Annotated in this window: 8 protein-coding genes; 5 read left to right on the top strand and 3 right to left on the bottom strand. The window is 71.5% G+C overall.

Annotated features, from left to right (window positions below; translation table 11 throughout):
* The 3 genes from ACWCPY_RS39225 to ACWCPY_RS39215 form a co-directional block, all read left to right on the top strand.
* Positions 1-609, top strand: a 609-nt coding sequence (locus ACWCPY_RS39225; RefSeq protein ID WP_451273365.1) for a glycoside hydrolase family 18 protein, incomplete at its 5' end; no start/stop codon positions are given.
* A 121-nt stretch (positions 610-730) separates the two neighbouring features.
* Positions 731-2,179: an argininosuccinate synthase gene (gene argG / locus ACWCPY_RS39220; RefSeq protein WP_362451524.1), complete on the top strand. Its 1,449-nt coding sequence runs from the start codon at positions 731-733 to the stop codon at positions 2,177-2,179.
* A 225-nt stretch (positions 2,180-2,404) separates the two neighbouring features.
* Positions 2,405-3,778 (top strand): alkaline phosphatase, encoded by a 1,374-nt coding sequence (locus tag ACWCPY_RS39215; protein WP_451273363.1) that lies wholly within the window; start codon positions 2,405-2,407, stop codon positions 3,776-3,778.
* A gap of 73 nt (positions 3,779-3,851) precedes the next feature.
* On the opposite strand, the gene ACWCPY_RS39210 is transcribed toward ACWCPY_RS39215, so the two are convergent.
* Positions 3,852-5,207: a peptidase C39 family protein gene (locus ACWCPY_RS39210; RefSeq protein WP_451273361.1), complete on the bottom strand. Its 1,356-nt coding sequence runs from the start codon at positions 5,205-5,207 to the stop codon at positions 3,852-3,854.
* Positions 5,208-5,383: 176 nt separating this feature from the next.
* On the opposite strand from ACWCPY_RS39210, the gene ACWCPY_RS39205 reads away from it, so the two are divergent.
* Both ACWCPY_RS39205 and ACWCPY_RS39200 read left to right on the top strand, forming a co-directional pair.
* Complete coding sequence (locus tag ACWCPY_RS39205) at positions 5,384-6,013, top strand: uridine kinase family protein (RefSeq protein ID WP_451273359.1); 630 nt, start codon at positions 5,384-5,386, stop codon at positions 6,011-6,013.
* 360 nt (positions 6,014-6,373) lie between these two features.
* Positions 6,374-8,305 (top strand): AAA family ATPase, encoded by a 1,932-nt coding sequence (locus ACWCPY_RS39200; protein ID WP_451273357.1) that lies wholly within the window; start codon positions 6,374-6,376, stop codon positions 8,303-8,305.
* Between the two features lie 104 nt (positions 8,306-8,409).
* Here ACWCPY_RS39200 and ACWCPY_RS39195 read toward each other — a convergent pair whose 3' ends face one another.
* A complete protein-coding gene (locus ACWCPY_RS39195; protein ID WP_451273355.1) occupies positions 8,410-9,516 on the bottom strand; it encodes a hemolysin family protein in 1,107 nt (368 codons plus the stop codon).
* Positions 9,513-10,886, bottom strand: a complete 1,374-nt coding sequence (locus tag ACWCPY_RS39190; RefSeq protein WP_451273353.1) for a hemolysin family protein — start codon at positions 10,884-10,886, stop codon at positions 9,513-9,515. Before ACWCPY_RS39190 ends, ACWCPY_RS39195 begins: the two co-directional genes overlap by 4 nt.
* Between the last annotated feature and the right edge of the window lie 161 nt (positions 10,887-11,047).

Raw genomic sequence — 11,047 nt, 5'->3', positions numbered from 1 at the left:
ACCACCGCGCTGCGTTCGAAGTTCGGCAGCAACAACCTCGTGACGGCCGCCATCACCGCCGACGGCTCCGACGGCGGCAAGATCGACGCCGCCGACTACGCCGGCGCCGCCCAGTCCCTGGACTGGTACAACGTGATGACCTACGACTTCTTCGGCGCCTGGGACGCCAAGGGCCCGACCGCCCCGCACTCCCCCCTGACGTCCTACGAGGGCATCCCGAAGGAGGGCTTCAGCAGCGAGGCGGCCATCACCAAGCTGAAGGCCCAGGGCGTACCCGCCTCCAAGATGCTGCTCGGCATCGGCTTCTACGGCCGCGGCTGGACCGGCGTCACCCAGGACGCACCCGGCGGCACCGCCACCGGCGCCGCCCCCGGCACCTACGAGGCTGGCATCGAGGACTACAAGGTCCTCAAGAACAGCTGCCCCGCCACCGGCACCGTCGCCGGCACCGCCTACGCCCACTGCGGCACCAACTGGTGGAGCTACGACACCCCGGCCACCATCGCCACCAAGATGAGCTGGAAGAACCAGCAGGGTCTCGGCGGCACCTTCTTCTGGGAGCTCAGCGGCGACACCACCGACGGAGAGCTGATCAAGGCGATCGACTGAGGACCGCCCGCTCCCCGGAACACTGATGCGAGGCCGCGCGGCCGGGCGATCCGCCCGGCCGCGCGGTGTTTCACCGGGACGCCGTGTTGCATGATCATGCGAAGTGATGCATAGTCTTGCCATGTCCAAAGTCCTCACCTCCCTCCCCACCGGCGAGCGCGTCGGCATCGCCTTCTCCGGCGGGCTCGACACCTCCGTAGCCGTCGCCTGGATGCGCGACAAGGGTGCTGTCCCTTGCACGTACACCGCCGACATCGGCCAGTACGACGAGCCCGACATCGCGTCCGTGCCCGGCCGCGCCTCCGCGTACGGCGCCGAGATCACGCGGCTCGTCGACTGCCGCGCCGCTCTGGTCGAGGAAGGGCTGGCGGCGCTCGCCTGTGGCGCGTTCCACATCAGGTCGGGCGGGCGCCCGTACTTCAACACCACGCCGCTGGGACGCGCCGTGACCGGCACGCTGCTGGTGCGGGCCATGCTCGAGGACGGAGTGCAGATCTGGGGCGACGGCTCCACGTTCAAGGGCAACGACATCGAGCGGTTCTACCGGTACGGGCTGCTCGCCAACCCCCACCTGCGGATCTACAAGCCGTGGCTGGACGCGGACTTCGTCACGGAGCTCGGCGGCCGCAAGGAGATGTCCGAGTGGCTGCTCGCGCATGGGCTGCCTTACCGGGACTCGACGGAGAAGGCGTACTCCACGGACGCCAACATCTGGGGCGCCACGCACGAGGCCAAGACCCTGGAGCACCTGGACACCGGCGTCGAGACGGTCGACCCGATCATGGGCGTGCGGTTCTGGGACCCGTCGGTGGAGATCGCCACGGAGGACGTGACGATCGGCTTCGACCAGGGCCGCCCGGTCACCGTCAACGGCAAGGAGTTCGCCTCCCCCGTCGACCTCGTGATGGAGGCCAACGCGATCGGCGGCCGCCACGGTCTCGGCATGTCCGACCAGATCGAGAACCGGATCATCGAGGCCAAGAGCCGCGGCATCTACGAGGCGCCCGGCATGGCGCTGCTGCACATCGCCTACGAGCGCCTGGTCAACGCGATCCACAACGAGGACACCCTGGCCGCGTACCACAACGAGGGCCGGCGGCTCGGCCGGCTGATGTACGAGGGCCGCTGGCTGGACCCGCAGGCGCTGATGATCCGCGAGTCGCTCCAGCGCTGGGTCGGCGCGGCCGTCACCGGTGAGGTGACGCTGCGGCTGCGGCGCGGCGAGGACTACTCGGTCCTCGACACCACGGGCCCGGCGTTCAGCTACCACCCGGACAAGCTCTCCATGGAGCGCACCGAGGACTCGGCGTTCGGCCCGGTGGACCGGATCGGCCAGCTCACCATGCGGAACCTGGACATCGCCGACTCGCGTGCGCGGCTGGAGCAGTACGCGGGCCTCGGTCTGGTCGGCACCGGCCACCCGACGCCGATCGGCGCCGCACAGGCCGCCTCGACCGGACTGATCGGCGCGATGGACCAGGGCGGCGCGCAGGCGATCGCCTCGCGCGGCGAGGCCACGGACGAGGAGACGATGCTGGACCGCGCCGCGATGGAGTCCGGCACGGACTGACACCGGCCACCGGTCGTACGCACCGGACAGCGGGCCCCGGCGGATTCGGTTCCGCCGGGGCCCGCTGCCGTGCGGGGTCACACACGACAGCGGGACGGAACGGCGGGCCCCTCATGCCATGTTCCGGCAGGCCGGAAGCGGCTTCGGCGTCACCGGTGGTTCACCCACCGCTGATGAGGTGATCGTCGTCGGTGCTTCCCGGCCGACCGGATCAAGGAGATTTCCATGCCCAGACAGCGCCTGTCCCGCAGTCACCTGACAGCCACCGGTGCGGTCCTCGTCGCCGCCGCCACCGCCGCCGTGGCCCTCACGGCGTCGGCCGGTGCGTACGGCAGCAAGGAACACGCCGAGGACGCCATCAAGGGCGGCAAGGCGAAGAACGTCATCCTGCTCATCGGTGACGGAATGGGCGACTCGGAGATCACCCTCGCCCGCGACTACACCGTGGGCGCGGCGGGCCGCCTGAACATGGACAGGTTCCCGCTGACCGGCGCCTACACGACGTACGCGGTGCACGCCGACGGCACGCCCGACTACGTCACCGACTCCGCGGCCAGCGGCACCGGCTGGGCCACCGGTGTGAAGACCGTCAACGGGCGGATCTCCAAGACGCCGGGCACCGACAAGGCCGTGCCGACCATTCTGGAACTGGCGCAGAAGGGCGGCTACGCGACCGGCTCGGTGACCACCGCCGAGCTGACCGACGCCACCCCGGCCGTCCTCGCCTCGCACGCCACCGACCGCTCCTGCCAGGGCCCCGCCGACATGGCCAAGTGCCCCACCGACACCATCGCCAAGGGCGGCCCCGGCTCCATCGCCGAGCAGAGCGTCGGCCACAAGGTCGATGTGCTCCTCGGCGGCGGCAAGCAGCGCTTCGACCAGAAGGTGACCGAGGGCAGGTACAAGGGCCTGACCGTCACCGAGCAGGCGCGGAAACTGGGTTACCAGGTCGTCACCGACAACGCCTCCCTGAAGGCGGTCAAGGGCGGCAAGCCGGTGCTCGGCCTCTTCGCCCCCGGCAACGTCCCCACCGAGTGGACCGGCAAGGCGGCCGCGGTCGGCGGGACCGACCCGCAGCGCTGCGTCACCTCGAACCCGAACCGGCCCGCCGGCACACCGAACCTCGCCGACCAGACCGCCAAGGCCATCCAGCTCCTGGAGGAGAAGCAGAAGCGCAACCACAGCAAGAAGGGCTTCTTCCTCCAGGTCGAGGGCGCCTCGATCGACAAGCAGGACCACGCGGCCGACCCGTGCGGCCAGATCGGCGAGACGGCGGCGTTCGACCGCGCGGTGAAGACGGCCCGCGCGTACGCGGCCAAGCACCCCGACACCCTCGTGGTCACCACCGCCGACCACGGCCACAGCAGCCAGATCGTGCCCCTGGAGGCCCAGCCGCCCGGCCTGACCTCCACGCTCGTCACCGACGAGGGCCAGCAGATCAAGGTCAACTACTCGACCAACACGCCCGGCCAGTCGCAGGAGCACACCGGCACCGAGGTCCGGATCGCGGCGCAGGGCCCGCAGGCCTACCGGGTCCTGGGCGTCACCGACCAGACCGACCTGTTCACCACGATCCGCGAGGCGCTCCGGGTGCGCTGAACCACCCCGGCACCCGTCCCCCGGTCCCGTCGGCACACTGCTCGCGCCGACGGGGCCGGGGGACGGCGCACGCTCACAACAGGCCGAAGGACTCCAGCGCCCGGCGCTGAACCGGTGTCGGCCGGGCGGGCCAGTACAGGTAGCACACCCCGCCCGTACCGCTCCTGACCTTGCCGTTCGCGTCGTAGCGCTTGGTGCGGAGCCAGATGTTCTCCCATTCCCGGCGCTTGTAGACCCGGCGCACGGCCTCGTCGCTCGGTGAGGCCGGGTCGTTCGCGATCACATCGCCGTCCGCGGTGAACCCGATCACGGTCATCAGGTGGCCGGAGGTCCCGTACCCCGCTCCGGTCAGCTCCTCCTTGAGGAAGGACTGCGACGTTATGGCCGGGATGCCCGCGCGGATCAGCGTCTCCAGGTCCGTGAGCGAGCCCAGCCGGGTCACCGCCGCGCTCATCTCGTCGTACGTCGCGGCGTAGGCGGCGTTGAACGGCCAGTTGCCGCAGCCCTCGTACTGGTAGTCGTAGGTGAACCGGGCGGCATGGCAGACCTGCGGGTCGGCCAGGCCTGGCTTGACCCAGGCGAGGTCCTCGGCAGTCGGACGGCGTCCCCAGTACTCGATGATCATCTGCGAGGAGGTGGGGCTGCACCAGGCCTCGCCGCCGTTGTCGTACTCGGGGTACTGGCCCGCGTGGATGTTCTGCGAGTAGCGCGGCACCCGCAGCTCGCGGGCGAGTCCGGGGGTGCTGGCCGGCACGGTGAAGCGGTCGGGGACATCGGAGGCCATCGCGCCGAGCCGCCACACCGTGGGCGTCAGCCGGGTGCCCGGGGTGCGGTGGAGGGTGAGCCGCAGCCGGTACGAGACCAGTCTCAGTCCGCTCGCCGGATCGTCCACCGAGAAGGTGTCGGTCCACACGGAGCTCTTGCCGTCGGTCTGGTCGTCGACGGAGGTACGGCGGATGTCGCCGTCACCGGCGGCCCAGCGGCCCATCACGTACCAGGGCGTCGAGGTGCCGTCCGAGTAGCGGCCCTGGAGCTCGATCCGGATCCAGGTGCCCGCCGGGGTGTCCGCGTTCCAGGAGGCGATCACCTCGGTCGCCGGGACGGTGGACCGGTGGACCGGCGAGGTCCAGGTCGCGTACTCCCAGGCGGCGGTCGTGCCGGTGTGCGGATCGGTGTAGTCGGTGCGGCCCTCGGCGTGAGCGATCACCAGACCGGGGCGGCGGCCCGCGACGGCCCGCGTCCCGGCGCCGGAGCCGGCGCGCCAGTCGGTGCAGGTGTGCCAGGAGCTGTTGTCCACGGCACCGCCCGCCGAGGAGGTGCGGGGCGGGGAGGCGGCGGTCGCGGGGCCGGCGGACGACACCGCGCCCGCGGTGGCCGCTGCCGCGAGCGCGGCAGTCAGCACGGTTCTGCGTGAGGTCGGTCGGTTCATGGGCGAGACCCCCGGTCGTCAGCGGAATGAGGCTTGCAGGTGCACGACAGTGCGCCAACTATTGCGGGTCATGGCCGGATCCGGCCAGCGATTCGGCTCGCGCCGGTCAACCAATATTGGTCTGGTCCACTGGCGTGACCTGCGGCTGCTCCGGAGCGGCTCGTAGGCTGGTGGGCATGAACGACCTCTCGCCCCTCGCCGCGCGGCTGCGCGCCCTGCCACCGTCCTGCGGCCCGGTGCGGCTGATCGCGGTCGACGGCCACGCGGGGTCGGGGAAGAGCACCTTCACCGGCCGCCTGGCCGCCGCGCTCGGCGACGCCCCGGTCCTGCACCTGGACGACATGGCCACCCACGAGTCCTTCTTCACCTGGATGGAACGGCTGCGGGAGCAGGTGCTCGGGCCGCTGGAGCGCGGCGAGTGCGCGCGGTACGCACCGTACGACTGGACCGCGCGGAGCTTCGGAGCGCCCCGCGGTCTGGAGCCCGCCCCGGTGGTCCTGATCGAGGGGGTCGGGGCCGGCCGCCGGGCGATGCGGCCCTCGCTGGCCCGGCTGTTGTGGATGGACCTCGCCGCCTCGGATTCCTGGGCGCGCGGCCGGCGCAGGGACGGACCGGCGCTCTCGGACTTCTGGGACGGGTGGACGGCGGCCGAGACGAAGCACTTCTCGGCCGATCCTTCGCGTCCCCACGCGGACACTCTGGTACGGCAGTTGCCGGTGGGTTACGCGTTCTCGGAGGGGGCCGGAACAGCAGCAGGAACGAACCATTCCGTCACCGAACGTGATCGCGATTCGCCGTCGTGCTGAATGGTGAGAAAACGCCCCGGAAGTGCCCCAACTCCGCTTGACCCAGGGGCGGTACAGGTCTTACGTTCTCATTGTGCGGCTTTTCGGAGCCCCCACGAACACGAAGCCCCCGATTGTTCCCCCGTGATCGGGGGCTTCGTTCTGCCCTCGCACCCCCTCCCGTATGCCGGTTCGACGCATTGCGCTCACCCTGGGTCACGGTATCCCTTCTGCTGCGGTGCTCTTAGTCGCACACTCCCTGCGCAGGTACGATGCCTCTCGGTGCGGTCAATTCCCGTCCGCGGCAAAGTGATTCGGCGCGCCCCGGTGGGCAGAATCGTGCGGCGGGACATCCTGGGGGCACGGTTTGTGGGGGACCAGATGGACATCGGCACGCAGGGCACGCAGGCCCCGGCCGACCTCGCCTGGCTGCGTGGCGTGGACGCCTACACCATGGGCGCCTACCCGCAGGCCGAGGAGGAGTTCAGGGCCGCGGTCCGTCTCGACCCCGGCATGGCGGACGGCTGGCTCGGCCTCCATGCGCTGAGGGTCGACACGACGACGGCACTGCTGCGCATGTACCGCCATCGCGAGCGCTTCGGCGAACAGCGCACCCGCCATCGGCGCACGCTCAACTCCTGGTACTGGCTGGGCTGGTGGGTGCAGCCGGTGCTGGAGAACGCCCGCGATCTGCTGCTCGCGCACGCCTCGCACTGGCTGGACGGCCGCCATGTCCCCGAGCTGGACCGGGCGCTCGCGGGCCTGCCGCCGGTGGACGCGGACCCGCAGGTGCGCTTCCTGCACGCCTGCCGCTCGTACCTGGTCAAGGACTGGGAGCAGCTCGTACGCAACACCGAGCAGCTGACGGACGATCCGCTGCTCGGCATCGAGGCGGGACTCTTCGGCGGGATGGCGCGGGTGCGCCTGGAGATGTACGGGCAGGCCGAGCCGCTGCTCGCCACCGCCCTGATGCGCTGCCGCAGCGAGCAGCCGCAGCGCAAGGAGCTGCGGTACTGGCTGGCCCGCGCGCACGAGGGCACCGGCCGCAGCGCCGCCGCCCTGCCGCTCTACCGGGCGGTGCACCGCATCGACCCCGCCTTCATGGACACCTCGGCGCGGCTCGCCGCGATCGCGGACTACGACGGTCTGGAGGGTTCCGACGAGGCCGCGGGGCTGGCCGCCGTGTCGCTGGCCGGGCTCGGCACGGACAGCACCGTCTCGGAGGCGCAGCCGGACGCGGATCCGCCGCCCGGCGCCGATCCGGTGCCCGGCGCCGATCCGGTGGACGGCCGGGAGCCGCGTTCCGGCGGTGAGACGCCCGGCCTTCCGGGCCTCGGAATGCCGCCGCCGTCCGGCGGGACGCGGCGCAGGGCTGCGTTGCCGGGACAGCCGCCGTCGCCGTTCCCGGCGGGGCCCAGCGATCCGGTGCTGCTCGCCGAGGCGCTGGCCGAGCTGGAGCGGATGGTGGGACTGGAGCCCGTCAAGCGCCAGGTCAAGGCCTTGTCCGCGCAGCTGAACATGGCGCGGCTGAGGGCCGGTCAGGGACTTCCCGTACAGCCGCCCAAGCGTCATTTCGTCTTCTCGGGCCCGTCCGGCACCGGCAAGACCACCGTGGCCCGCATCCTGGGCCGGGTCTTCTACGCGCTGGGGCTGCTGGGCGGCGACCATCTGGTCGAGGCCCAACGGGCCGATCTGGTCGGCGAGTTCCTCGGCCAGACCGCGGTCAAGGCCAATGAGCTGATCGACTCGGCGCTCGGCGGGGTGCTCTTCGTCGACGAGGCGTACAGCCTCGCCAACAGCGGCTACAGCAAGGGCGACGCGTACGGCGACGAGGCCCTGCAGGTCCTGCTGAAGCGGGCGGAGGACAACCGGGACCATCTCGTCGTCATTCTCGCGGGCTATCCGGAGGGCATGGACCGGCTGCTGGCCACCAATCCGGGGCTCTCCTCGCGGTTCACCACCCGGGTGGACTTCCCGAGCTACCGGCCGCTGGAGCTCACCTCGATCGGCGAGGTGCTGGCGGCGGAGAACGGCGACGTGTGGGACGAGGAGTCCCTGGACGAGCTGCGTTCCATCAGCGGCCACGTCGTCGAGCAGGGCTGGATCGACGAGCTGGGCAACGGGCGGTTCCTGCGCACCCTGTACGAAAAGAGCTGCGCCTACCGCGATCTGCGGCTCTCCGGCTATGCGGCGGTGCCCGGCCGGGACGATCTGGCCACCCTGCGGCTGCCGGACCTGATGCAGGCGTACGGCGAGGTGCTGTCCGGCCGCGGGCCGGTGGACCGGGGGCCGCAGGAGCCGCCGGTCCTCTGAGCCCGGTTGCCGGAGGAGCCTTCCCTCCGGCAACCGGGAGGTGCTGTCAGGGCCTCTCGTCCGGATCGTGCCGGGCTCGCGGGGCCCGATCCGAACGAAAACCCCTAGCGGACCGACGCGGTGAGTTCGCCGTAGCCGGTCGTCGTGCTCGCGGGCTCCGCCGCTCGGCGCGGGACCGCGACCCGGTGGGCCGGGTCGCGCACCTCGCCCACGAGCATCTCCAGGACATCCTCCATGGCGACCAGGCCGAGGATCCGGCCGGACGCGTCGGCGACCTGTGCCAGGTGCGTGGCCGCCCTGCGCATCACGGTCAGGGCGTCGTCCAGGGGCAGCTCGGCCCGTACGGTCGCCATCGGGCGCCATACGTGCTGGGGGACGGCTCGCTCGCCGTCCTCCAGGTCCAGGACATCCTTGACATGCAGATAGCCCATGAACGGACCGCCGCCCTCCGCGCACACGGGAAAGCGCGAGTAGCCGGTGCGTACGGTCAGCTCCTCGATCCGGTGCGGGGTGACGGACGGGTCCACGGTCACCAGGGCGGACCGGCGCAGCAGCACGTCGGTGACCGGCCTGCTGCCCAGCTCCAGTGCGTCCTCCAGGCGCTCCTGCGCCTCCGGCTCCAGCAGTCCGGCCTGGCCGGAGTCCTCGACGAGCCGGTTGAGCTGCTCGCTGGTGAAGACGGCCTCCACCTCGTCCTTCGGTTCGACGCCGAAGATCCGCAGCACCAGCCGGGCGCAGGCCCCCAGTGCGGCGGTGACCGGGCGGCAGAGCCGGGCGAAGCCGACGAGGCCGGGGCTGAACCAGAGCGCGGTCTTCTCCGGCGCCGCCATCGCGAGGTTCTTCGGGACCATCTCTCCGATGACGAGGTGGAGGAAGACCACGAGGGCGAGTGCCAGGACGTAGCCGAGCGGGTGGATGAGTGCCTCGGGCAGGTGGACCGCCTGGAAGACCGGCTCCAGCAGATGGGCGACGGTCGGTTCGGCGACGGCGCCGAGGGTCAGTGAGCAGACGGTGATGCCGAACTGGGCGGCGGCCATCATCTGCGGCAGGTTCTCCAGGCCGTACAGCACCTGGCGGGCGCGGCCCGAGCCGGCCGCCGCGAGCGGCTCGACCTGGCTGCGCCGTACGGAGACGAGGGCGAACTCGGCGCCGACGAAGAAGCCGTTCGCCAGCACCAGGAGCGCGGCGAAGAGCAGTTGGACCAGGCTCATCGCACGGCCTCCAGGACCTCTCGGGCCACCGGGGCGGTCCCGGTACCGATACCGGCCGGGTCGGCCGTGCGGACGAAGCGGACCTTCTCGGCCCGGTAGTGGCCGACCTGGCGGACCGAGATCCGCCAGCCGGGCAGCTCGGCCCGGTCACCGGGGGCGGGGATGCGTCCCAGCAGATCGGCGACGAGTCCGGCCACGGTCTCGTACGGTCCGTCGGGGACGTCGAGTCCTATCCGGCGCAGGGTGAGGACGCGGCAGCTGCCTTCGGCGTCCCAGGCCGGGCGGCCGTCCTCCGGGACGGCGGGGGCCAGTTCGGGCCGGTCGGCGCCTTCGGCGTCGTGCTCGTCCCTGACCTCGCCGACGAGCTCCTCGATGATGTCCTCAAGGGTGACGACCCCTGCGGTGCCGCCGTACTCGTCGACCACGACGGCGATCGGCTGCTCGTTGCGCAGCCGCTGGAGCAGCTGTTCGACGGGCAGGGTCTCCGGGACCAGCAGCGGCGGCACGGCGATCCGTCCGGCCGGGGTGCGCAGCCGGTCTTGGGCGGGCACGGCGAGCGCGTCCTTGAGGTGGATCATGCCGACGACCTCGTCGATCCGCTCCCGGTAGACGGGGAAGCGGGAGAGGCCGGTGGCGCGGGTGAGGTTGAGCACGTCCTGCGCGGTCGCCGAGGACTGCAGGGCGCTGACCTTCACCCGCGGGGTCATGACGTGCTGGGCGGTGAGTCCGGCGAGCGACAGGGTCCGCACGAAGAGATCGGCGGTGTCCTGTTCGAGGGTGCCGGCCTCGGCCGAGTGGCGGGCCAGGGAGACCAGCTCCCCGGGGGTGCGCGCGGAGGCCAGCTCGTCGGTGGGTTCGACGCCCAGGAGTCGCACCAGCCGGTTGGCCACGGTGTTCAGCAGACTGATCACGGGGCGCAGGGCGGCGGAGAAACGGTGCTGGGGCCCGGCGACGAACCGGGCGACCTGGAGCGGCCGGGAGACCGCCCAGTTCTTGGGCACGAGTTCGCCGATCACCATCTGGACGGCGGAGGCCGCCATCATCCCGATCACCACGCTGACGCCGGGTACGGCGCCGTCGGGCAGCCCGGTCGCGGTGAGGGGGCCCTCCAGCAGCTGGGCGAGGGCCGGCTCGGCGAGCATGCCGACGACCAGTGAGGTGATGGTGATGCCGAGCTGGGTGCCGGAGAGCTGGAAGGAGAGTTCACGCAGGGCTTCGACGACGGTACGGGCCCGCCGGTCGCCCTCGGCGGCGGCGCGCTCGGCGTCCGGCCGCTCCACCGTGACGAGCCCGAATTCGGCTGCCACGAAGAATCCGTTGGCGAGGATGAGAAGGAATGCCGCGCTCAGAAGCAGCAGGGGGGTGGTCATGCCGCCGCCTCCGGGGAAGGGGCGGCGCAGGTACTACCGGACGATCCGTCCATTGCTGGAAGGAGTCACTCCTTGGGTCGCAGGAAAGCCCCGCCGGTCCCGATTCTCCTGGACCTCTGGTGCGGGGCGGGGTGCACAGGGGCACCGCCGCCCTCCAGAGT

This window comes from Streptomyces sp. NPDC002403 (genome assembly GCF_053593015.1).
This window is presented reverse-complemented; position numbering and strand designations above follow the sequence as displayed.

Coding starts and splice junctions, on each gene's coding strand:
- argG (WP_362451524.1), top strand. CDS start 731: ATGTCCAAAGTCCTCACCTCCCTCCCCACCGGCGAGCGCGTCGGCATC.
- ACWCPY_RS39215 (WP_451273363.1), top strand. CDS start 2,405: ATGCCCAGACAGCGCCTGTCCCGCAGTCACCTGACAGCCACCGGTGCG.
- ACWCPY_RS39210 (WP_451273361.1), bottom strand. CDS start 5,207: ATGAACCGACCGACCTCACGCAGAACCGTGCTGACTGCCGCGCTCGCG.
- ACWCPY_RS39205 (WP_451273359.1), top strand. CDS start 5,384: ATGAACGACCTCTCGCCCCTCGCCGCGCGGCTGCGCGCCCTGCCACCG.
- ACWCPY_RS39200 (WP_451273357.1), top strand. CDS start 6,374: ATGGACATCGGCACGCAGGGCACGCAGGCCCCGGCCGACCTCGCCTGG.
- ACWCPY_RS39195 (WP_451273355.1), bottom strand. CDS start 9,516: ATGAGCCTGGTCCAACTGCTCTTCGCCGCGCTCCTGGTGCTGGCGAAC.
- ACWCPY_RS39190 (WP_451273353.1), bottom strand. CDS start 10,886: ATGACCACCCCCCTGCTGCTTCTGAGCGCGGCATTCCTTCTCATCCTC.